Annotated in this window: 11 protein-coding genes, 1 tRNA gene and 1 pseudogene; 8 read left to right on the top strand and 5 right to left on the bottom strand. The window is 46.4% G+C overall.

The genetic code is table 11. From position 1 onward, the window contains the following. Positions 1 to 38 precede the first annotated feature (38 nt). From glmM to Q1A41_RS12630, 4 genes and pseudogenes are all read left to right on the top strand, one after another. A complete protein-coding gene (gene glmM / locus Q1A41_RS12645; protein ID WP_299979454.1) occupies positions 39 to 1,388 on the top strand; it encodes a phosphoglucosamine mutase in 1,350 nt (449 codons plus the stop codon). Positions 1,389 to 1,603: 215 nt separating this feature from the next. Beyond that, positions 1,604 to 2,341, top strand: coding sequence for a triose-phosphate isomerase (tpiA, locus tag Q1A41_RS12640; protein WP_299979452.1), 738 nt, complete (start codon positions 1,604 to 1,606; stop codon positions 2,339 to 2,341). Between the two features lie 32 nt (positions 2,342 to 2,373). After that, positions 2,374 to 2,715, top strand: a pseudogene (gene secG / locus Q1A41_RS12635) (preprotein translocase subunit SecG); the annotation flags it as partial. A gap of 190 nt (positions 2,716 to 2,905) precedes the next feature. Then, positions 2,906 to 2,992: transfer RNA gene (locus Q1A41_RS12630), tRNA-Leu, on the top strand. Positions 2,993 to 3,110: 118 nt separating this feature from the next. Here Q1A41_RS12630 and Q1A41_RS12625 read toward each other — a convergent pair. Further along, complete coding sequence (locus Q1A41_RS12625) at positions 3,111 to 4,277, bottom strand: MerR family transcriptional regulator (RefSeq protein ID WP_299979449.1); 1,167 nt, start codon at positions 4,275 to 4,277, stop codon at positions 3,111 to 3,113. Between the two features lie 707 nt (positions 4,278 to 4,984). Between Q1A41_RS12625 and Q1A41_RS12620 the strand changes: the two genes are divergently transcribed. Then, on the top strand, positions 4,985 to 14,794 hold the full coding sequence (locus Q1A41_RS12620) for a retention module-containing protein (RefSeq protein ID WP_299979446.1): 9,810 nt from the start codon (positions 4,985 to 4,987) through the stop codon (positions 14,792 to 14,794). 34 nt (positions 14,795 to 14,828) lie between these two features. Here the strand turns inward: Q1A41_RS12620 and Q1A41_RS12615 are convergent, their stop codons facing one another. Further along, on the bottom strand, positions 14,829 to 15,560 hold the full coding sequence (locus Q1A41_RS12615; protein WP_299979443.1) for a TetR/AcrR family transcriptional regulator: 732 nt from the start codon (positions 15,558 to 15,560) through the stop codon (positions 14,829 to 14,831). Between the two features lie 226 nt (positions 15,561 to 15,786). On the opposite strand from Q1A41_RS12615, the gene Q1A41_RS12610 reads away from it, so the two are divergent. Then, positions 15,787 to 16,932 (top strand): acyl-CoA dehydrogenase family protein, encoded by a 1,146-nt coding sequence (locus tag Q1A41_RS12610; protein ID WP_299979440.1) that lies wholly within the window; start codon positions 15,787 to 15,789, stop codon positions 16,930 to 16,932. 459 nt (positions 16,933 to 17,391) lie between these two features. Here the strand turns inward: Q1A41_RS12610 and Q1A41_RS12605 are convergent, their stop codons facing one another. Together Q1A41_RS12605 and Q1A41_RS12600 are read right to left on the bottom strand one after the other, a co-directional pair. After that, a complete protein-coding gene (locus tag Q1A41_RS12605) occupies positions 17,392 to 18,789 on the bottom strand; it encodes an aminotransferase (protein WP_299979437.1) in 1,398 nt (465 codons plus the stop codon). Between the two features lie 160 nt (positions 18,790 to 18,949). Further along, a complete protein-coding gene (locus tag Q1A41_RS12600; RefSeq protein ID WP_299979434.1) occupies positions 18,950 to 19,783 on the bottom strand; it encodes a helix-turn-helix transcriptional regulator in 834 nt (277 codons plus the stop codon). A gap of 153 nt (positions 19,784 to 19,936) precedes the next feature. Here Q1A41_RS12600 and Q1A41_RS12595 point away from each other — a divergent pair, with 153 nt between their 5' ends. Then, positions 19,937 to 21,445: a PQQ-dependent sugar dehydrogenase gene (locus Q1A41_RS12595; RefSeq protein ID WP_299979432.1), complete on the top strand. Its 1,509-nt coding sequence runs from the start codon at positions 19,937 to 19,939 to the stop codon at positions 21,443 to 21,445. A 393-nt stretch (positions 21,446 to 21,838) separates the two neighbouring features. Continuing rightward, positions 21,839 to 22,477: an Imm5 family immunity protein gene (locus Q1A41_RS12590; RefSeq protein WP_299979430.1), complete on the top strand. Its 639-nt coding sequence runs from the start codon at positions 21,839 to 21,841 to the stop codon at positions 22,475 to 22,477. Between the two features lie 463 nt (positions 22,478 to 22,940). Here the strand turns inward: Q1A41_RS12590 and Q1A41_RS12585 are convergent, their stop codons facing one another. Continuing rightward, complete coding sequence (locus tag Q1A41_RS12585) at positions 22,941 to 24,086, bottom strand: acyl-CoA dehydrogenase family protein (RefSeq protein ID WP_299979427.1); 1,146 nt, start codon at positions 24,084 to 24,086, stop codon at positions 22,941 to 22,943. Between the last annotated feature and the right edge of the window lie 26 nt (positions 24,087 to 24,112).

Genomic DNA, 24,112 nt, shown 5'->3' with positions numbered 1-24,112 from the left:
AGAGAACAGGGAAAATAAAGCCAGGATGGGGGTGAATTATGAGTAGACAGTATTTTGGTACCGATGGTATCCGTGGCAAGGTTGGTGAGCAGCCAATCACTCCAGACTTTGTTTTGAAATTAGGTTGGGCGGCGGGGCGCGCCCTGGCAGAAAGCATTAAAGCTTCTGGTGGACGTAATCAAATCTTAATTGGTAAAGATACTCGCATCTCGGGCTATATGTTTGAATCAGCCTTAGAAGCAGGCTTAATTAACGCCGGTATAGATGTTGGTTTACTAGGTCCAATGCCGACGCCGGCCATTGCTTATCTAACTCGTACCTTTCAGGCTACCGCAGGTATTGTGATTAGCGCTTCTCATAACCCTTACTATGATAACGGCATTAAATTTTTCAGCCGTCAAGGCACCAAGCTCAGTGATGAGATTGAGCTAGCAATTGAGGCTGAAATCGATAAGCCCATGGTGACCACCGATGGCAAGCTGGGTAAGGCTATGCGTATTTCAGATGCAGCAGGTCGCTATGTGGAATTCTGTAAAGGCACCATGCCTTGGGGCTTTAGCTTGCAGGGTATGACCATCGTATTGGATTGCGCCAACGGAGCTACCTACCATGTTGCGCCAGCGGTATTCCAAGAGCTCGGTGCAAAAGTCATTAGTATTGCCGTTGAACCGGATGGTTTAAACATTAACCGGGGTTGTGGCTCTACCCACCCTGAAATGCTGCGCGATAAAGTGGTAGAAACCGGTGCAGATTTGGGTATTGCCTTTGATGGCGATGGTGATCGGGTGCTGTTTGTTGATGGCCATGGTGATGTTATTGATGGCGATGAGTTGCTTTATATTATCGCGGCCCATCGTGCAGCCGGTGAGCACGGTTGCAATGGCGTGGTAGGCACCTTGATGAGTAACTTTGGTTTTGAGCTGGCCCTAAAAGATATGGGTGTTCCTTTTGTGCGTGCCAAGGTGGGTGACCGCTATGTGATCGAAGCTATGAAAAAGAATCAATGGCTGCTTGGCGGGGAGTCCTCTGGCCATATCGTATGCAGTGATGTCACCACAACCGGTGACGGTATTGTAGCGGCCTTGCAAGTATTACTTGCCGTGGTGGAGCAGGGTAAGACCTTGCATGAGCTTAAAAATGGCATGAATAAGCTTCCGCAAACCATGATCAATGTGCGCCGTAATCGCCAGATTGATCTGGACGAAAATCAACCGATTCAAAAAGCTATTGCCGCCGCCCAAACCGCCATGGACGGCCGCGGCCGTGTCTTATTACGCCCCTCGGGTACTGAGCCTGTGATTCGAGTGATGGCTGAAGGCGAAGATAGCCAGTTAGTTGCAGAATTGGCGCAAGAATTAGCTCAGGTGGTGGAAAAAGAAGTCGCCTAAGCCCAGCTTTTTAAGCCTTTAAACAAGGCTTCATAGTGTCATTTAGGGGCCTCTTGGAGGCCGCTCAAATAATGCCATTAAGCCCTTGTTTTGTTTGCAAGTTTCGCTGCACTCATATACCATTGGCGCCCGCTTTTGGGCAGCATGGCAAAGCTATGGCTTACGCTGCATAAAATCGATCACTTTTAATCACGGAATCAGGCTAAGAAGACGCTATGGCAAAACCCCTAGTGCTAGGTAATTGGAAAATGAACGGGTCAATTCCCGCCAATGCCGAATTGCTGAAAGGTTTGCGCAACTGGGATGCCAGTAAGGTCTCTTTAGGTGTTTGCCCTCCCGCTATTTATCTACCCCAGTGCCAAGTGGTGCTAAACGGTAGTGATGTTGCTTGGGGTGGCCAAGATATGAGTGAGCATGAAAGTGGTGCCTACACCGGTGAGATTGCTCCTGCAATGTTGCGCGAACTAGGTTGCCAATATGTGATTTTGGGACACTCTGAGCGTCGCCAATATCATGCCGAAAGCGATGAGCTTGTAGCGCGTAAATGTGCTGCCGCCTTAAAAGCCGGCCTAGTGCCAGTGTTGTGCATTGGCGAAAGCCAGGCAGAGCGTGAGGCTGGCGAAACTCTAGCGGTTATCGAGCGTCAATTAATGACCGTGATAAACCATTTAGGTCTAGAGGCTATGAGCAATACTGTAGTGGCCTATGAACCCGTTTGGGCCATTGGCACCGGTTTAAGTGCTAGCCCGGAACAAGCACAAGAAGTTCACGCCTTTATTCGCTCTCAGTTGGGCGATGTGGCGCAAAAAGTACAAGTTTTATACGGCGGCAGTGTCAAACCCGATAATGCCGGCGAATTATTTACCAAGCCCGATATCGACGGTGCTTTGGTAGGCGGTGCCTCACTCAAGGCTGACGACTTTTTAGCGATTGCTAAAGCAGCAGTTCGCTAGAAACTCACAAACAAGAAACGCAAGAGCGTAATATGGATAAGATTATTCTGATCGTACACATGCTAACAGCACTAGGCATTATTGGCCTTATCTTGCTGCAGCAAGGTAAAGGTGCTGAAGCTGGTGCTTCCTTTGGTGGCGGTGCTTCACAAACTGTATTTGGTAGCTCTGGTGGTGGTAACTTCTTTACCCGCGCCACCGCTATTTTGGCTACTGTATTTTTCGTAACCAGTTTTGGTTTGGCCATAGTTGCTAAGCAAAATGCTGGTGTAAGTGTTGATGATGGCATCCCTACATTACAGGTTGAGCCAGAATCTGATATTCCGGCTGCCGCGAGTGACGCAATCTCAGATTCCGATTTACCAAGCTTACAAGACGTTGCTGACGAAGCTGCCGCAACAACTGAAGCTGCAGCTGACGACATTAGCGATGCCGCAAATGCCGTATTGGATCAAGCTGCTGAATCTGCCGAAGCCGCCGCTCAAGATCTACAAGAAAATGCTGCAGAGGCCGTAGAAGCTGCTGAGCAAAAAATTGAGGAAAACAAACCTCAATAAGTTTTTAGCCTAAGTGGTGGAATTGGTAGACACGCCATCTTGAGGGGGTGGTGAGCTAACGCTCGTGCGGGTTCAAGTCCCGCCTTAGGCACCAAATCAAAGTTCGCTACCCTCGCGAACTTAATAAAAAAGCCCCGCTAGTCGGGGCTTTTTTGTGTCTGAGTTTTATCGCAGGAATTTAGAAGTTGAGAGTTCTTTTGCTGTGACAGGTCTTACAGCTGAAAAATAAAAAACTGATAATCAAATTCATTATTGCGCGTCTCGGCAATAGCAATTTCTTCGTCAATATCATTCAAAACTTCAGATTGCCCAAGCTTGTTTCGGCTTTTATCGATAGCCGCTTTTAATGGCTGGTAATAATTATTCCAAGCTTGATCGCTTAAAGAAAAATCGTCGATAAGTTTAAATCCCAGCTGCTCAGCTTGCGCTAGCCTTGTGGCTCGATCCTGCATATCTGGATAATTTTGGCCCCAGTATTCTCTCGCTTTTTCTGAAGGGGTGTCAGTACTCCAAATTAATTCGCTAATAACAATAAAGGCTCCTGGGTTTAAAAAACCTTTCCAGTAACGAAGGGCGTTTTCAAAACCCATGATATAGGCGCTGCCTTCCGACCAAATTAGGTCGAAGCGCTCTTCCTTAAATGGTAGCTCCGCCATGTCGGCATTTAGAAGTTGGATTTTGTCTTGCTGCTTATTATTTGCAATTTGTGATGCTAAATAGTCTAGTGCGCTTGCTTCATTGTCGATGGCGGTAATGGTAGCGCTACTATGTTGGGCCAATGGAAGCGTGGCGATACCGTGGCCGCTGCCTATTTCCAATATGGATTTGATGTTTTCCGGAATCAGTTTTAATGCGGCTAAGGTTTCATTTACAGAGCCTGGGGCCCAGCGTTCTAGTGAATTGAAAATATGATTAAATTCGCTCATATAGCTCTCATGTTGATTGATGTCTTTCGATAGCCAGCGCAGCCTTTGACGGTCTTTGTTATTTAAGCCCTGTGATTGCAGCCATTCTTGGTGTGCTTTTGGGGCTGCGGTTTCAGATTGAATGTGAAAATCGCGCAGGCTTTGTTGGCCGGCTAATGCCGCGAGAAGTTCTCGCGCCCGTTGTTTTTTAGCTATGTCTTTATCCAGTTGAAGGAGTTTTTCTCGCAAAAGATTAGGCCTGAGCTTTTGCTCAAAAGCCTCTAACGATTCTTGTAGTGATAAACCTGCATCCTTTAATTGCAGAATAAAGATGAGCTTTTCTATATCCTTTTCGCAATAGCGTCGATAATTATTGTCGCGCCGTTTGGCACAGATAAGCCCAATTTTTTCGTAATAAAGTAGCGTGCTTCGGGATACACCGAGGCGTTTTGCAACATCGGATATTTGATGCATACCCATGCCCTTAATAAGAAAAGAACCCATCTTAAACTGTCGAGCTGTAGACAGGTCAAGCCGCCTATTGGAATTTTTATGGCGTAAATGCCTTACCGCTCATCGTTTTGTTTTAAAGCTCTGATCACTTTTTTACGGGAAACCACTTCACGTTTACCTTTGCTGCATCTGTAGCTGACTAGTCAATGGAAGTCGCTTAAAACTCTATTGTTGCGATATTTAGAGCGCCATATAACTCATGGCTATGTTGATTTTAAAGGTGTTTTTAAAACGTTTAGGTGATTAGTCAATAAATATTTAAAATTTGCTTCCATATCAAAGGTATTGGCGTCAAATAAATTTTGTGACGCTGTTATCAAAATAGTGGTATTTCTTGTGAGAGTATTCTCAAAACAAAGAATGAGATGGCCCGCTTCTTTTGGCCTAGAATTAGGAAAGAAATTTAACTAAATAATTAATTTATAAAAATATTAAGGGGAATGTTGAGAATCAGCCCATAGATATATCAATGCGTTATTTGAGTCCGTACTAGCCTTTCTTTTGGGGTTTTCATGGAAATCGAATATTGAATAGGTGCTTGTTGTATCCCAACATGGCAGGGAGACCCTGCTTAGAGACCATGAGTTTATTCATCCAAAGCCACTAAGTGTTTTGGCGAATTATGACTTGAGCAATGGATGTTGCTCCCGGGACTACAGGACTTGGACATGGCTGGTAATGATAGCAACAACACAAACCTTTGGGGTGCGCCTACTAATAGCACTGACAGTAATTACACCGCATCGGAAGATGCTGTTGTTATTGGTGTAAAAGGTGAAGTTTCTATTCAGCGAGGTGGAGAGACGCCATCGGCGCTGCTCAATAATGGCGATGCCATTTCTCTCGGTGACAGCATTCAAACCGGTATGGATGCCGCGGTTGTTATTCGTTTCGCAAGCGGGTCTTTATTAACACTTGGGCATGAGCAGAGTGCCAAAATTGATGCGGCGATGTTGCGAATGCTGCAAAGCGATAATGTACAACAGGTCGCTGAAGAAACAGAAGAAGACATAGATTTTGCAAAACTGGAAGAAGGTTTAGAGCAAGGTCTAAATCTAGAGGAACTTCTACCAGCTACAGCTGCTGGTGGGGCGCCAGGTGCTGGTGGTGGCGGTAATGGTAGCTCGGCGGGAACAGGGGTGCGTTTTACTTTAACAGGCGACGAGACCCTTCCCAATGCGGGTTTTGAGACAGGTACCTTTGGAAACGGACTTGATAATCAGCAGCCCGAAAATGACATCACCGACACCGCACCTGAAGCACAGGACGATATAGATCAAGTTAGCAGCTTAACCATCGCAACGGGTAATGTCGTTACTGGAATAGATGTCGGCGGTGATGCAAATACACTTGATGGTGTAATCGATGATCCTGGTGCGAATGGTTTTGCGGATATTATCGTTGTCGGCGTTGCTAGCGGTGACACCCAAGCAGATTTAAGTGATGGTTCTGGTGTTGGTGTCAGCGTTAATTCTGATAAAGGCACTCTGCTTTTAAATGGCGATGGCAGCTATAGTTACACGCCTAATCGCACGGCAAGTGGTGAAGATGTTTTCACTTACACAATCGTCGACAACGATGATGATTTATCCAGTGCCACTTTAACTATCCAGATTGATGCCACTCCGGACTTACAACTTCCACCATCGGAAAACCCAGATACCCCAGAAGGTAATGCGCTGGCAAATGCGCAAGGCACTGCAGTTTTTGAGGCTGGCCTAAGCGATGGTACTGGTGAGTTAGCTGATGGCGATGGTACAAATAATAGTGATGCGCGCGAGCAGACCAGTGGGGTCATTAGTTTCTTTGAAGGTGATGGGCAAGCTACGGTTACTATCGCCGGTGTAACTGTGGCGCTTGATGGTGTGCAACAGGCGACCACAATTACTGGTAGTTTTGGTGTGCTGCAAATTAACAGTGTTAGCAGTACAGAAATTAATTACAGCTATACCTTGAGTGATGCGGTAGATCACAGCGCAGGCCCAGTTTCGGAGGTGTTTTCTGTTGTTGTAAGCGATGCTGATGGTAATGCTCTTGATGATGTCACGGATGATTTAATCATTCGAATTATTGACGATGAGCCTATAGCAAACTCTCAAGAAGACAGCATTGATGAAACTTTGCAAGCAACGGGTAATGTTCTAAGTGCTGTTGATATCCCTGCAGGGGATGCCAACGATACTGATGGCGTGGCCGATATTGTTGGTGCTGATGATCCAGGTTTTATTCAGTCGGTGGCCGTCGGTGATCAGGCGGCTGAAAGTGGTGGAGTGGCCGTACCCTTAGTTAGTGATAAAGGCACTCTGATTTTACAGGCCGACGGCAGTTACACTTATACAGCGAACCCGGGAGTTTTTGGTGAGGATGTTTTTACTTACCTTTTGAGTGATGCTGATGGCAGCACCAATAGTGCGACGCTAACGATCAATGTTGATGCGGCGAATACTTTGGCTGATGCTGATGAAGCTGTAAGTGGCCTGCAGGGGGATACTATAGCGGGAAATGTTTTAGATAATAGTGCAAACCCTGATGGTCCCGAAGATGCGATTGTGTTGGGCTTCACTGTGCCAGGTGACGCCACCGAGTATGTCGCGGGAGATACGGCTACTATAGCGGGAATAGGGGCCATTACCATTGCCGAAGATGGTGCTTATACGTTTACACCGTTACCAACATTTGATGGAATCGTTCCCCCAATTACTTACACCGTGAGCGATGGACTAAACGAAGTCGATTCGACTTTGAATCTCACAGTAATTGACCCTCTCGTACCTCCTGTTGCAGTTTCAGATATCGTCAGCAGTGCCGTACCAGGTAGCACTGTTGTGGTGTCGGTTTTATCTAATGATAGTGATCCTGATGGTACTTTAATATCTTCTACGGTAGTCATCAGTGGTGCGCCGGGTGATGGAAAAACGCTAGATGTAGCCGGTCAAGGTACTTGGCAAGTATCCCCTGCTGGAGAAATTAGTTTTACCCCAGAAGTTGGCTTTATCGATAATCCAGATCCGATTACGTATACGGTAAATGATGATGATGGCTTGTCAGCCAGTGCTCAAGTCAGTGTGAATTATCAAGTTAACGTTACTGTAGAGGATATCTCCGTCAATGAAGGTGACGATGCCGTATTTTCTATTCAAGTAAGTAATGCAGAGCCGGGTAGTGTAATCAACTTGAGTTTGCAAGATGGAGCTGGCCCGGATGGGGCGAATGCACCTTTTGATTATCAAGCTGGATTGATAGAGTACAGCTTGGACAACGGGCTTAGTTGGACTGTATTACCGGCAAGTGGTGATGTCGATTTGCCTGCTGGCGGTAGCCCACTAATTTTGTTGCGCACCGATACGGTGATTGACAACCTTGATGAAAATAACGAACGGTTTGATTTAACCGTGAGCTTAACGAGTGGCAGTGATGTTGTTGATCGCAGCGCACAAGCAACTATTCTCGATGGTGATCAAGCTAATATTGCGGTTTCAGGGCAAACAGTAAACGAAGGCACAAACCTACAATTTCAAGTCGATGTGCAAAACTCAGCGATCAATAGCAGCGTAACTTTGCAATTGATTGGTGGTAGTGGTGCAGATGCTGCGGTGCAAGGTGTCGATTTCAATACTGGCTTGTATCAGTATCGTTTATCTCTTAGTGATCCTTGGCAGGATGTTCCCGCCACTGGCGTGATTACCTTGGCCGCTGGTGGCAATCAAACGGTTTTTGTGCAAACCAATACGGAAATCGATAACCTCGACGAAAACTTAGAAAATTTAAGTTTATCGGCTGAGCTCAATAGTAATGGCGCCCTGAGTAATGATTCGGCGCAAGGGTTTATTGCCGATACCAATACGCCGACTATTAATGTTGGCCAAATTAATACTGGAACTGGCGATGTAACTGTAAACGAGGGCGAGGATGCGATCTTTGGTGTGCTTGTTGGGAATGCGGCTATCGGTGCAACGGTTACATTAAGTCTCAGCGACGGTAGTGCAAGCAGTCCTTTGGATTACAACACAGGGAATTTTCAATATCGTGAGGCGGGTACGACGACTTGGCTTGATGTGCCGGCCAATGGACAGATAACTTTAATTAATGGTGGTAATCAAACTTTAGATGTTCGCACCAATACCGTTGTTGATATCTTAGATGAAGCGACAGAGCAATTCACGTTGACAGCGGACCTCAGTAGCAACGCAAGCAATGTCAGTGATAGCGGTAATGGCTTTATCCTTGATCTAAATGAGCCGACGGTAAGTGTAGGTCAGCCCAATACGGGTACGGGTGATGTAACCGTTGATGAAGGCCAGGATGCAGTTTTCGGTGTTGTGGTTGGCAATGCCGCTGCGGGTTCTACGTTGACGCTGTCACTTATTGATGGCAGCGCTAACAGCCCGCTTGATTACAATACGGGTGATTTCCAATATCGCGAGGCAGGAACAACGGCTTGGATTGATGTTCCTGCTAACGGCGAGATCACCTTGACCAATGGTGGCAATCAAACTCTAGATGTTCGCACCAATACACTGGTAGACGCCCTTGATGAGCCCACAGAGCAATTTACATTAAACGCCGATCTAAACAGTAATGGCACAAATATTAACGATGCTGGCAACGGTTTTATTCGCGATACTAATGCGCCCTCAGTTAATGTAGGGCAGCCCAATACCGGTACGGGTGATGTCACCGTTGATGAAGGCCAAGATACTGTTTTTGGTGTGGTAGTTGGCAATGCCGCTGCAGGTTCAACTTTAACGCTATCACTTAGCGATGGTAGCGCGAACAGTCCGCAGGATTATAACAGTGGTGATTTTCAATACCGCGAAGCGGGCACAACCACTTGGATCGATGTTCCGGCTAATGGCGAGATCACTTTAACCAACGGTGGTAATCAAACACTTGATGTTCGTACTAACACTCTGGTGGATAACCTCGATGAGAATTCCGAGACATTTACCTTAACTGCAGATTTAAACAGTAACGGGACGGATGTTAGTGATAATGCTACCGGTACTATTAACGACACCAATGAGCCTACCGTGAACGTAGGGCAACCCAATACCGGCACGGGTGATGTCACTGTTGATGAAGGCCAAGATACTGTCTTTGGTGTGGTAGTTGGCAATGCCGCTGCAGGTTCAACTTTAACGCTATCACTTAGCGATGGTAGCGCGAACAGTCCGCAGGATTATAACAGTGGTGATTTTCAATATCGTGAAGCGGGCACAACCACTTGGGTCGATGTTCCGGCTAATGGCGAGATCACTTTAACCAACGGTGGTAATCAAACACTTGATGTTCGTACTAACACTCTGGTGGATAACCTCGATGAGAATTCCGAGACATTTACCTTAACTGCAGATCTAAACAGTAACGGCACGGATGTTAGTGATAATGCTACCGGCACTATTAACGACACAAATGAGCCTACTGTGAATGTAGGGCAACCCAATACCGGCACGGGTGATGTCACGGTTGATGAAGGCCAAGATACTGTTTTTGGTGTGGTAGTTGGCAATGCTGCTGCAGGTTCTACGTTGACGCTATCACTTGTTGATGGCAGCGCTAACAGCCCGCTTGATTACAATACGGGTGATTTCCAATATCGCGAAGCAGGAACAACCACTTGGATTGACGTGCCTGCCAATGGTGAGATCGCCCTAACCAACGGTGGTAATCAAACACTTGATGTTCGTACTAACACTCTTGTGGATAACCTCGATGAGAATTCCGAGACATTTACCTTAACTGCAGATTTAAACAGTAACGGTACGGATGTGAGTGATACTGCTACCGGTACCATTAACGACACCAATGTGCCTACCGTAAATGTAGGGCAACCCAATACCGGCACGGGTGATGTCACGGTTGATGAAGGCCAAGATACTGTTTTTGGTGTGGTAGTTGGCAATGCTGCTGCAGGTTCTACGTTGACGCTATCACTTGTTGATGGCAGCGCTAACAGCCCGCTTGATTACAATACGGGTGATTTCCAATATCGCGAAGCAGGAACAACCACTTGGATTGACGTGCCTGCCAATGGTGAGATCGCCCTAACCAACGGTGGTAATCAAACACTTGATGTTCGTACTAACACTCTTGTGGATAACCTCGATGAGAATTCCGAGACATTTACCTTAACTGCAGATTTAAACAGTAACGGGACGGATGTTAGTGATAATGCTACCGGTACTATTAACGACACCAATGAGCCTACCGTGAACGTAGGGCAACCCAATACCGGCACGGGTGATGTCACTGTTGATGAAGGCCAAGATACTGTCTTTGGTGTGGTAGTTGGCAATGCCGCTGCAGGTTCAACTTTAACGCTATCACTTAGCGATGGTAGCGCGAACAGTCCGCAGGATTATAACAGTGGTGATTTTCAATATCGTGAAGCGGGCACAACCACTTGGATCGATGTTCCGGCTAATGGCGAGATCACTTTAACCAACGGTGGTAGTCAAACACTCGATGTTCGTACTAACACTCTTGTGGATAACCTCGATGAGAATTCCGAGACATTTACCTTAACTGCAGATTTAAACAGTAACGGGACGGATGTTAGTGATAATGCTACCGGTACTATTAACGACACCAATGAGCCTACCGTGAACGTAGGGCAACCCAATACCGGCACGGGTGATGTCACTGTTGATGAAGGCCAAGATACTGTCTTTGGTGTGGTAGTTGGCAATGCCGCTGCAGGTTCAACTTTAACGCTATCACTTAGCGATGGTAGCGCGAACAGTCCGCAGGATTATAACAGTGGTGATTTTCAATATCGTGAAGCGGGCACAACCACTTGGATCGATGTTCCGGCTAATGGCGAGATCACTTTAACCAACGGTGGTAATCAAACACTTGATGTTCGTACTAACACTCTTGTGGATAACCTCGATGAGAATTCCGAGACATTTACCTTAACTGCAGATTTAAACAGTAACGGGACGGATGTGAGCGACACCGCGACCGGTACTATTAACGACACCAATGAGCCTACCGTGAATGTAGGGCAGCCTGGTACAGGCACCGGTGATGTTACGGTTGATGAAGGCCAAGATACTGTCTTTGGTGTGGTAGTTGGCAATGCCGCTGCAGGTTCAACTTTAACGCTATCACTTAGTGATGGTAGCGCAAACAGCCCGCAGGATTATAACAGTGGCGATTTTCAATATCGTGAAGCGGGCACAACCACTTGGATCGATGTTCCGGCAAATGGCGAGATCACTTTAACCAACGGTGGTAATCAAACACTTGATGTTCGTACCAACACTCTTGTTGATAACCTCGATGAGAATTCCGAGACATTTACCTTAACTGCAGATCTAAACAGTAACGGTACGGATGTGAGTGATACTGCTACCGGTACTATTAACGACACCAATGAGCCAACTGTAAATGTTGGGCAACCCAATACCGGCACGGGTGATGTTACGGTTGATGAAGGCCAAGATACTGTCTTTGGTGTGGTGGTTGGCAATGCCGCTGCAGGTTCAACTTTAACGCTATCACTTAGCGATGGTAGCGCGAACAGCCCGCAAGATTATAACAGTGGCGATTTTCAATATCGTGAAGCGGGTACAACCACTTGGATCGACGTGCCTGCCAATGGTGAGATCACCCTAACCAGCGGTGGTAATCAAACACTTGATGTTCGTACCAATACACTGGTTGATGATCTTGATGAAAATTCTGAAACCTTCATTTTAACTGCGGACTTAAACAGTAACGGCACGGATGTGAGTGATACTGCTACCGGTACTATTAACGACACCAATGAGCCAACTGTAAATGTTGGACAACCCAATACCGGCACGGGTGATGTTACGGTTGATGAAGGCCAAGATACTGTCTTTGGTGTGGTGGTTGGCAATGCCGCTGCAGGTTCAACTTTAACGCTATCACTTAGCGATGGTAGCGCGAACAGCCCGCAAGATTATAACAGTGGCGATTTTCAATACCGCGAAGCGGGCACAACCACTTGGATTGACGTGCCTGCCAATGGCGAGATCACTTTAACCAACGGTGGTAATCAAACACTCGATGTTCGTACCAATACACTCGTTGATGATCTTGATGAAAATTCTGAAACCTTCATTTTAACTGCGGACCTAAATAGTAACGGTACGGATGTGAGCGACACCGCGACCGGCACTATTAATGATACGAATGAACCAACAATCAGTGTTGGACAGCCGAATACCGGAACAGGTGATGTGACGGTTAATGAAGGTGAAAATGCCGTCTTTGGGGTTTTGGTCGGTGAGGCAGCATTAAATAGCCAAGTTGAGTTAAATTTGATTGCTGGCACGGCTGGGACGCCAGGTGATTTTAATGCTGCTTTATTTCAATACCGACTTGGAGACAGTGGCCCATGGGTGGATCTGCCTGCAAATAGAATTATCGATTTGCCTAGCGGCGGTAATCAGTTAATTCAAGTAAGAACGGATACGGTCAGTGATTTAATTGACGAGGCTGATGAAACCTTCACCTTAAGTGCCGAGCTGAGCAGTAATGGCAGCAATGTATCCGACACAGGCTTGGGTACTATTCTCGATAACGATGAGACTCCAGATAATCTGCAGGCTAGTTCCGCAACCGTATCTGAGGAAGGCATCACTCCAGCAGGTTTGCCTGATTCGATTGGAAGTCCAACAGATACGACTGATTCCGCTAGTGCTACGGGCACCATTAGTTTTGATGATGCCGGCGATAATAATCCATTTACCGTAAGCTTGTCGGGGCCTAGCGGCATAAGCTCGGCAGGTAATGCCGTAGTGTGGAGCTATGACAGTGGCAGTCGAACTCTTACGGGTAGCTACGATGATAATGGAACTCCGGTTACGGTCGCCACCGTTGTTTTAGATCCGCTTGTAAGCAACGCGGGAAGTCATAGTATGGACTATACCGTTACCTTTGAGCGCGGGATCGATCACCCAGTAGCCAATGTTGAAGATGTTTTGGATCTGCAATTTGGTATCTCAATTGATGACGGCGTAAACCCTGTGGCGAACAGTAATTTCACCGTTTCGGTAGAAGACGATTCGCCTTTGGTTGAAGATGTGACTCGCCAAATCGAAGTGCCGCCAGCGCAAACTAATTTAATGATTGTATTGGATATTTCCGGCAGTATGGCGGGCAGTAATTTGGCACTCGCTAAAGAAGCTATCAATCGCTTAATAGATACCTATGAAGCCAACGGCGATGTGCGAGTTACCATTGTTGGCTTTAGTACCTCGGCGAGTGTTGAGCAACCTTATTGGCAATCTTCAGATGCAGCCAAGCTTGATGTTGATGCCTTAAGTGCTGGGGGATGGACAAACTACGATGGTGCCTTAGCGCTGGCGCAGACCGCTTATACCGGCGCTAACAATGGCAATATGTTGGCTAATGCCAAAAATGTTTTATATTTCTTATCTGATGGCGAGCCAACAGCGGCTGATGGCGATGTGAATGTGTTGGCCAACTCCCCTGTCGTGGATCAAAATAGTAGCCCTAATAACCCTGACTTTGGTATTCAAGCTAATGAAGAAAGCGCTTGGATAGCATTTCTAAATAGCAATGGTGTGGATGCCTACTCTTTTGGAATGGGTACTGGGCCAACCTTAGCTAGCTTAAACCCTATTGCCTTTGATGGCGAGAATGGTGTTGATAAAGATGCAATCCAAGTTGATGATTTGAATGATTTAGATGATGCTCTACAAAGTACCGTAGAAATACCTGAGGTGGACGGGAATCTACTGGGTAACTTAGGGGGGTTATTTGGAGCTGATGGCGGCATAATTCTGGAGTTTGTTGATCGTCGAGATACGCCTAATGATAGCAGCGATGACGTGCTTTATCGCTACAATAGGCTTACAGATGAAATTACCAATACTCAGACCGGTGCTGTTATCAGTGGTCAGACATTGGTAGTTACAACAGCACTAGGCGCTGAGCTTACTGTCGATATGGTCAGTGGTGATTATGCATATCAAGCTAACTATCAGGTAACCAATGACGTAAGCGAGTATTTTGGTTTCCGCCTGCTCGATGTTGATGGTGACGTTTCTCAGAATTCTGATCCGGCAGCACCAGATCCAAATAATGCGCTGCTAACCTTTAATGTGACCCGCGCTAGTTCAAGTTCGAGTCCGTTTAGAATTCAGCGAGGAGAATCTGAATCTATTTTGGAGGAGCAAGACAATATTGTGATGTTCCCAGTAGCAGATGGTATATCCTCTGTGCCAGCAACGCTGCTTGCAGAGACGCCACACTTTGCCAATTTTGAAGGTTTAACGGGGATAGACTTTGGTGACATATTAGATACAACAGAAGCGGAAAGTCTGGATCATTGGTTTGCCGATAATGTTGTGACTATTGTTAGTTCAAGGGCAGAGGAGCAGGCTAATGAGGAGGCTCCGGCAGCGGATGTTTATGATGCCTTTATGCCTGATTCGCCATTGAGCAATGCCATTATGCAAGATGAAATTGCTTTGCTGTAAGGTGTTAAATGCCGGGGCCTGTAGGGCTCCGGTATTATATTTTTTCTTCTAAGCGCTCGGCAATACGCTCTAGGCGCTCACATAAATCTAGCTCTTTTTCATTGATTTTAGAGTGTAATTCTTTTGGATTTGCCATGCTTTGCCATATCGGTTGGCAAAGCGTGTGTGCGTACGCCTTTAACTGCTTTTGATTTAGCGCTGTCTCTTCGGTCTCAAGCTGTGCCAGCATACTGCGCACGCCATACTCCATACTGCCAAAGAATAAATCTCGCATGGCACTCAGTTTGATATCTTCCTTTAGCTCTTTACGGGCGATGCCTTCGCGAATCACTTGATCAAAAAGGCTGGTGTAGATTTTACTGTGCTTGAAGATGCTGGAGTTACGATAATCCAAATAGAAATTAAAATGCTCGCTAAAGTATACGGCCAGCAATCGCATTAAAAGAAAGTTATCTTCCGAGATTACGCAGATATGATTTTCCGCTAGGAAATCGAACTGTTCTTTACAGCTATGCTTATTCACAAGCCCTTCTTGGGCAGTGTTTCTTAAGCGTTCGTAAAAGCCTTGAATAATAACTTCTAAAAGAGCGCTTTTGCTTTCGAAATTATTAAACACTGTACCTTCGGAAACCCCGGCGGTCTTGGCGATTTGGCGAGTGCTGCTGTGGTGGTAGCCCTGCTCGGAGAATAAGCTGATGGCGGCCTGAAGGATCTTTTCCCTTCTTTCTTGGGAGCGATTTTCCGATTTGGAGCGGGTAGCTGCCATGTTGATTCCTGAGTTTGTTTATTTCTTGTCAAATCGTTGGTCGATTTTTGCCCATACGAGGCACGCTAAAAGCACGCCAGTATAACTCAATTCCAGCGGCCAGCACGGCCACTCTACTTGACTGTGAGTATTGCTTCAATATATTGTGGTGATGCTCATTTTGTTGGATAAAGCTTTACGATGGCCGTGTTTGACCTGTAATCAGTAGCGTTTGAGGAGGACGGCGATGATTTTTAGCGCAGAACATGAACAACTACGAGAAACCGTACAACGATTTGTGCGCGACGAGATCAACCCCTACGTGGATGATTGGGAAAAAGCCGGTATTTTCCCGGCCAAAGGGCTTTATAAAAAAGCCGCCGCTTTAGGTTTATTAGGCATTAACAAGCCTGAAGAGTATGGTGGCCTAGGTTTGGATTACAGCTTCCAAGCGATATTTGCTGAGGAGATTGGGCGCGCTGATCATATGAGCTCCCCCTTGGGCTTAGGGGTTCATACCACCATGGCAACGCCTGCCTTAACTAACTTTGGCAGTCACGATCTAAAACAAGAATTCCTAGCCCCGGCAATCGCTGGTGAGAGAGTGGCTTGTATTGGGGTTAGCGAGCCAAGCGCGGGCTCTGATGTAGCCCAGTTAAAAACACAGGCCAAGCAACAGGGTGATGACTACGTCATTAATGGCACAAAAATGTGGATTACCAACTCCACGCAGTCAGATTTTATTTGCTTGTTGGCCAATACCTCTGAAGGGCCGGTGCATAAAAATAAATCTTTGATTATCGTGCCGAGCGATACCCCTGGGATCAGTTTTTCTAAACCACTGGAAAAGCTGGGTATGCATGCTTCAGACACCGCTCAGATCTTTTTTGATAATGTTAAGGTTCCAGTACGCCATCGAATTGGCGAAGAAGGTAAGGGCTTTTTCTATCAAATGCAGCAATTTCAAGAGGAGCGCTTATGGTGTGCCTTAAGCTGCTTGAAGGTATTTGAAAACTGCATTGATAGAACCATCGAATACACCCGCGAACGGCAGATTTTTGGTGCACCTGTGCTGCACAATCAATCCATTCATTATCACTTGGCGGAGCTGCAAGCAGAAGTCGAACTACTACGCTCGCTATGCTTTGATGCCGTTGAGAAAATTATGCATGGTGAAGACGTAACCCGCCTAGCTACCATTGCTAAGTTCAAGCTGGGTAAATTGACCCAGAAAATTCCTAATGATTGCTTGCAGTACTGGGGAGGAATGGGCTTTATGTGGGATAACTATGTAGCAAGGGTGTACCGTGATATCCGCGCAGCGGCAATCGGTGGCGGCTCGGATGAAACAATGCTGGCGGTGCTTTCTAAAATTATGGGTACACATCCTTAAACAAATAGGACTTTAATTGGACGCCTTAAGTTGCTGATTACTCCTGTTATTCGGCCGGATTTACTTTTAGAGTGTTCACTTACCTCTTTTACTGCAGCCCATTGCGGAGACCACCTAAGTAAGAATCTGGCTTGAGGTAGGGATTTGGAGCGACTAGGCTCCTGACCAAACCTCTTGGAGAGGTTTTGGGCTTGGCCAAAGGCTGAGCGCATGGACGCGCGAATCCATGGAACGGGTGGCTACATGACTATTCTGTTTGGAGCAGAATAGGGCCTGCCCGTAGGGTGAGTAATTGGATGTTATGAATCCATGCAGCGTTGGAGCGGAAAAGCACTGCCCCAAACTAGATTCTGGTCAGGAGCAAAGAATGTACATAGTCCGATATTACGATCAATATCGGACTTTGCTTGGAGCCTTTGATGTCCCTTTTATTGAATGGGCTGGTCTCTAATTCGGAAACTACAATAAACCCTCGGTTTTTAAATCGTCGATAGTAAGCTCAATACTCTTACGCAAAGTGCTAACAATAAAATCGACATCCTCTTTTGTCATGGTCAGTGGCGGCGACATAACATTTAGATGAACAATAGCACGGGTAATTAAGCCCAGCTCATCGGCGTGGTTGGATACACGTTTGCCGATATCTTCCTCTTCAGGAAACAGCGCCTTAGTGGCTTTATCGGCAACGTATTCTACGCAGACCATAAACTTACGGCCGCGCACCTGCCCAACGATAGGAAGATCTTCTAGGGTTTTAAGTTGCTCCTCGAAGTAAGGGCCCACTTCCATTACATTTTCTAAGAGCTTTTCGCGCTCAAGAATCTCAATGTTCTTAAGTGCCGCCGCACAGGCAACTGGATGACCAGAGTAAGTGAAACCGTGAGCAAAGCAGCGGCCTGAATCCTCAGCATTAAGCACATCCCAAATTTCATCGGAAAACAGCAAAGCGCCAAGCGGCTGATAACCAGAGCTTAAACCCTTTGCGCAAGTGATCATGTCTGGAATGATGCCGAATTCGCTTTCTGAAGCAAACCAGTGCCCAAGACGACCAAAGGCTGTTACTACCTCATCGGCAACAAATAAAATATCGTTTTGCTTACAAACTTGGTGCATACGTTGCAGATAGCCTTCTGGGGCGACGATAACGCCACCAGCACCCATAATAGGCTCAGCAAAAAAGGCGGCCACTTTATCAGCACCTAGCTCGGCTATTTTATCTTCAAACTCTTTAACAAGCTGATCGACAAAGTCGGCTTCACTTTGACCTTCTTCCGCACAGCGGTAGTAGTTTGGGTAAGATAAATGGTGAATCGTATCGCTGATGTAATCAAATTCCGGCGGATGATCTCCAGGCTTGCCACCAATCGACATAGCGGCATAGGTCGAACCGTGATAAGAGTTCATGCGCGAGATGATATGTTTTTTCTCGTGCTTACCGCGACAATTCTGATAGTAGTGAATCATACGAAACGCGGTATCAACAGCGGTTGAACCACCACAGGTAAAGAACACATGATTGATCGGTGCTGGGGCTAACTCAGCCAGCTTAGCCGCTAGTTTTGCAGCAGGAACATTGGTGAGATCCACAAACGGGCTGGCGTAGGATAGCTCGTAAGCTTGTGCCGCAATCGCTTCGGCCATTTCTTTACGACCGAGGCCGATATTATTGCACCAAAGCCCGCCGACAGAATCGAAATAACGCTTTCCATCGGTATCGTAGATGTAGCAGCCTTCACCTTTGGCGATGGCTAGGGCGCCTTCCTCTCGAAATACATCGAAGATCTGCCAAGGGTGCAGATGGTGATCCTTATCGATTTGATTGATGGCTTGGCTATCGTATTGCTCGCTCTGGCTCATAGTACTCTCGGTTTTTGATTTATTGCTTAGGGTATAAGACTATGCAAAAGCCAGCATGCTGCCCATACCCCTATAGGGTAGGTGTAAGACAATGTAGCTGTTAGTGCTAGATAGTGTCGGTGTTACTGCTAGATAGTGCGTGCAGTCGCGAGTTTACCCTTTATGTGGCTTTAGGTCGTTGATGGTAGGCCAATAGCGGGTCTCCAATATCTTGCGGCCCCAGTAGGCTTAAGGAGTTGAGGAATAAGGAGAAAAGCTCGGATTGGGAGTTGATATCCAGCTTGTTGTAGAGGTTGCGTTTGTGCACCTTGATGGTTTCCATCGAGATGCCTAAGCGTTCGGCCATTGATTTGGTTGAGTGCCCTTGCAGCAGCAAGCGTGCGATTTCTGCCTCACGCTGGGTCAAAAATGACTGCCCGAACTGGGCAAAGGCTTGCTGCAAGCGCTGGTGCATATCATCTTGCTCTTGAGCCGAACTGCTTTGACCGAATTCGCGCCAGTGCTGGGACATGATCGCCAGCACCCAAGGGCTAAGTTGCTGCAGGCTTGCTTTAGCGGATTCATCAAAGGCCTTGGTACTGCACAGTGATAGATGGATATAATCCTGTTCGACCTGCAATAGATAGCCAATTTCATCAGTAAAGTTAGCGAATTGGAAATATTGCTTAAAATACTCACTTTGCTCAAAGTCATCGGCGGCAAGCTCTGCAAGACGATAGATGCCGCTGTCTTGCTGCTCTTGGCAGGCTTGAAAATAAGGGTCTAAAAGATAAGCCCCTGACATATAGCGATTCATGCTGGCCTGCTTGCCGATAATGCCATCTTCGTAAATATCCAGTAGCAGCTTAGGGCGCCCATCTTTGGGAAAAGCAAATGCGGCTAAGCTTTGCACTGGGCAGATATGCTCAAAGAAAGCCAACATGCTGTCTGCGAAGCCTTCCTGGCCGATATTCTCAGTTACCCGAGCCATGGCGGGTATTAAGGCTTCAAGCATCTCTGGTCTCTCTAGATTGGCTTTAATTGGTTTTTTTGTGCTTATTTTGTACGTATTAAGAGCTGCGTCATGTCAGACAACATTATCGTCTCAATATAGGCAAATTATGATAATCTGCCAAGACTCTAACCATAACAATAAAAGGAAATTCCCGTGGCCTTTTTGTTTAAGCTTGTTAAATGGCTTGTCATTATACTTCTGGTTTTAGTTTTGGCGATTGCTGCTTTGTTGCAGTTTGGGCCATTATCTTTGGGCAGTGCCAAGGCCATTCTTAATGTCTTGGGGGTTTACAGTGTTGAAGCACCCCAGCAGAGTGTTATTGCTCAACGTTTGAAAGTCCCTGAGGGTTTTTCTGTTGGGCGTTATGCTGAAGGTTTGACTAAGGTACGCTTTATTGAGTTTAGCCGTTCGGGTGATCTTTTAGCGGTGCTTTCTCGTGACGGTCAGCTAGTGCGTTTAAAAGCCGATGCGGATGGCGATGGTCGTCATGATGGCAAAGAAATTCTAATGGAAGGCTTAAAAGCGCCAAATGATTTAGAGTTCTACGAGGATTATTTATATATCGCTGAATCCAATGCGATTGGCCGTGTTCGCTTTGATCATGAGCAGGGGAAGTTTGCGGGCGATTATGAAATTATTATTCCTGACTTGCCGGATGATGGTAATCATCGCAGTAAATCGATTCGCTTACATGATGGTAATTTGTATTTGAGTATTGGTTCTACCTGTAATGTATGCGAAGAGGCTGATAAGCGTCGCGCGACCATTATGCGTTTTGATGTTGATGGTAAAAACGGTGAGGTTTTTGCCGCCGGTTTGCGTAACAGCGTAGGCTTGGATATTGCGCCTTGGGATAACAGTTTGTATGCGACAGATAATGGTCGTGATTTGTTGGGTGATGATTATCCGGTGTGCGAGCTAAACAAGGTAGAGGAAGGGCAGTTTTATGGCTGGCCTTATATTAATGGCTTTGGTGATTTAGACCCGGATTTTGGTCCAGGTCAGGAAGATCGTTTGTCTATCTCTACTTCTCCGGTATTTGGTTTTCCTGCTCATAATGCGCCTTTGGGGATGCGCTTTATTCGTGATGCTAAGTTTCCCTCTGCTTACAAAAAAACAGCTTTGGTTGCACTACATGGTTCTTGGAATCGCAGCAAGGCTGACGGTTATAAGGTGGTGGCCTTACATTGGCAAGAGGATGGTTCTGTAAGCGGTGAGGATTTTTTAAGTGGCTTTGAAAAGAATGAGGATATTATCGGGCGTCCGGTAGATATTGCCGAGGGGCCGGATGGTTGTGTTTATGTTTCTGATGACTATGCAGGCTCTATTTACCGTGTTTGTCATGGGCAGTCGCAGAATACTTTGGTCGATTTGGCTAGTGATACTGTTGCGGATAAGGCTTTTGAGGAGCTTAGTACGGAAGAGATGCGGGTAGCTTTGGCAGTCGGCGAAGAGCTATACAATCAGTATCCTTGTGCATCTTGTCATTTGTTGCAAGGCAAGGGTAATAGTGGTGGTAAGTCTTTGGATGCTTTAAATGGCCGTTACACTTTGCAGTCTTTAAGTGATTATTTCTTGCAACCTAATGCGCCTATGCCGGTGTATCCGTTTGATGAGGCTCAGCGTCGGGCGATGGCGGTGTATTTACTTTCGGTTGAGTGAGTTTTTTATAGACTTGTAGTTTGGGGCTCCGAACCGGCCGAACGTGGGGTTGTGCTTGTGCCACGATCGGCGGCCCTCTCACTTTGTTGAAGGTGGGTATTTATCTTTTTGTTGGCCCCGACCGATTTCAGGCTCGGCGGTAGCTGTCCTGGAACACGCTTAAACCATCCGGGGCGCTCGACTTCGCAGCGTCCATGCTGCTCCACGGTTCCTGGCCAGCTACCGCCGAGCCTGAAATCTACATTGTGCTTAGTGTTCCATAAATTTCTCCTGGGGCAGCCCCGCATAGAGTTTCTGGCTTTACATGGCAAGAGATGGCGTATATAGGCCAATTGTGGTGGATGTCCAGGATGTTTTTATTGAAGAAAAACAGTAGATGAGAGTTAAATAATTTTGAGCAATGATATCCCTGATGAGCTTCTCAGAATGATTGAAGAAGGCAGTTCAATTTTAGAATGCTCTTCTGAGCTTTCATTGGGCTTTAGAATTCAATTACATAGGGGCATTGAGGCTTTATCAAAAGATTTACACCCTGATGCTGGTTATTATAGGCGAGCAAAGATAGCTCTTGCTTGCGCATATAAAACTCTACCGATTTGGGAGGGCTGCTACGATGTTGACGGTACAGCAAGGAATATACTCTCACTTTCCATACAGTGTTTAGCTGGAGAAGAGCCTCTAGAGGAGCTGAAGATACAAGCTGAAAGGTTTGAAACTATAGTCAACAATATTATGTGTTCTAGTGAAGATAATATTGTTGCGAGTTATGCTGGTTTTTCATGTTTGTCTGCTTTTGAGACTGTTGTATATGACTATGACTTCTCAATGGAAGCCAAAACAGAAAAGGATTGTACTCCAGAATGCTGGGATGCTTGTTTCAATTCCTCTCTAGCTATATCTGGAGGGGCCACTTGGGAGTCTGTAGTTTTAAATGAGTCAGCTCGTAAAGAGTTTTTGCTATGGTATTTAAAGGTGGCTTTAATCGAGACTTGGCCACCTCTTGTTGCGCCAGGAGAAATTTTGGAGCATTGACACCTTGAAGTATTGCCTCGGCAGTCAAGTACGTTTGTAGCGCTATCCTACTCTTTTTTAAGTTTTACAAAGAGGTAAGCGGGGGCGTTGTCATGGACATTGATGTACCACTTTTTGTGTTTGGACTTTGAAACTTTAAGCCACCCGAACACTAGTACTGTTGCACAGTAGATCAAGGGCAGCCAGTCGATCCCGACCAAGCTATACTCAGGCTTGAAAAGATATAAAGGATAAAGATTTCTTTAGTAGGTCAATCGTCAACACCTCGGCCTAACATGTCACAAAAGTAGATCCTCGAGCTGGAGAGGGACTGTGGGGGCTTTGGAGGCAGGGATGCCGGAGAAGAGCTACAAGGATGTATTTATGTGTCCCCCGCAGTCCCTCTCCAGCTCGAAGATCGGTCCGTCGTTGCGATACTAAAGGCCAATTAAACAGGCCTCAATCGCCCCGACGAATAATCGACTTACTTAAAAATCCCGCGAGAAATCACTTCTTTCATAATCTCCGAAGTACCTGCGTAAATAGTTTGAATGCGGGCATCAACGTAGAAGCGGGAGATCGGGTATTCGGCGGTGTAGCCGTAACCACCAAACATTTGTAGACATTGGTCGACAACTTCTAGCTGCATTTCTGTTGAGCTTAGTTTGAGGATTGCTGCATCTTCAACACTCATCTCGCTGCGCTCGTACTTATCCATATTTTTTTCAAGCAGGGCGCGTACCGTTTCTACTTTGGCTTGGCATTCAGCCATTTTGAAGCGAGTATTTTGGAATTGGCTGATCGATTGGCCAAAGGCTTTGCGATCCTTTGTGTAATCAACGGCCAAGGCAATGGCTCCGTCTGCAGCGCCGACGGCTTGGCTGGCAACGCCTAAGCGCTCGCGGGGCAATTCTTCCATTAGGTAGATAAAGCCTTTACCTTCTTCACCTAATAGCGCATTAGCGGGTATGCGCATATTTTCGAAGAATAGCTCAGCGGTATCGCTAGAGTGTTGACCAATTTTACGAATAGACTTGCCGCGATTAAAGCCAGGCAATGAGGTATCAACCAAGAATAGGGAGATACCTTTTGCACCCGCGCTTGGGTCGGTTTTGGCGCATACGATAACGAGATCTGCATAGATGCCATTAGTAATAAATACTTTGGAGCCATTTAAGATCCAATCGTCACCATCGCGTACGGCACTGGTGCTCATACCGGCCAAGTCACTGCCAGCACCTGGTTCGGTCATGGCAATAGCGCCCAGAACTTCTCCGCTTACCATTTTAGGTAGCCATTGCTGCTTTTGCTCATCGGTACCAATATTCAGAATATAAGGCATTACGATGTTTGAGTGGATGTTATAGCCACTACCAAGGCCGCCATAGCCCATGCGGGACATTTCATAGGTGATCATTTGCGCAACGCGGAAGGAGGCCGCAGCGGCACCGTATTCTTCAGGTAGATCTGGCCCTAGCAGGCCAGCAGCACCAAGGGTTTGCCAGATCTCTTTTGGGGTGGCGTGGGCTTCTTCCCAGGCTTCGTAATGGGGTTCAACTTCTTGTTCTAAGCAGCGTACTGCCATTTCACGAAATAAACCCAATTCAGAGTCGTCATAATTCTGGGACATATCTAGGCCTCATTATTCAAGCTATA

It is taken from the genome of uncultured Pseudoteredinibacter sp. (assembly GCF_947502065.1).
Lineage (GTDB): Bacteria > Pseudomonadota > Gammaproteobacteria > Pseudomonadales > Cellvibrionaceae > Pseudoteredinibacter.
Note: the sequence above shows the minus strand (reverse complement) of the source record. Positions and strands in the feature narration are given on the sequence as shown.

Coding starts and splice junctions, on each gene's coding strand:
- tpiA (WP_299979452.1), top strand. CDS start 1,604: ATGGCAAAACCCCTAGTGCTAGGTAATTGGAAAATGAACGGGTCAATT.
- Q1A41_RS12605 (WP_299979437.1), bottom strand. CDS start 18,789: ATGAGCCAGAGCGAGCAATACGATAGCCAAGCCATCAATCAAATCGAT.
- Q1A41_RS12615 (WP_299979443.1), bottom strand. CDS start 15,560: ATGGCAGCTACCCGCTCCAAATCGGAAAATCGCTCCCAAGAAAGAAGG.
- Q1A41_RS12600 (WP_299979434.1), bottom strand. CDS start 19,783: ATGCTTGAAGCCTTAATACCCGCCATGGCTCGGGTAACTGAGAATATC.
- Q1A41_RS12610 (WP_299979440.1), top strand. CDS start 15,787: ATGATTTTTAGCGCAGAACATGAACAACTACGAGAAACCGTACAACGA.
- Q1A41_RS12620 (WP_299979446.1), top strand. CDS start 4,985: ATGGCTGGTAATGATAGCAACAACACAAACCTTTGGGGTGCGCCTACT.
- Q1A41_RS12625 (WP_299979449.1), bottom strand. CDS start 4,277: ATGCATCAAATATCCGATGTTGCAAAACGCCTCGGTGTATCCCGAAGC.
- Q1A41_RS12585 (WP_299979427.1), bottom strand. CDS start 24,086: ATGTCCCAGAATTATGACGACTCTGAATTGGGTTTATTTCGTGAAATG.
- glmM (WP_299979454.1), top strand. CDS start 39: ATGAGTAGACAGTATTTTGGTACCGATGGTATCCGTGGCAAGGTTGGT.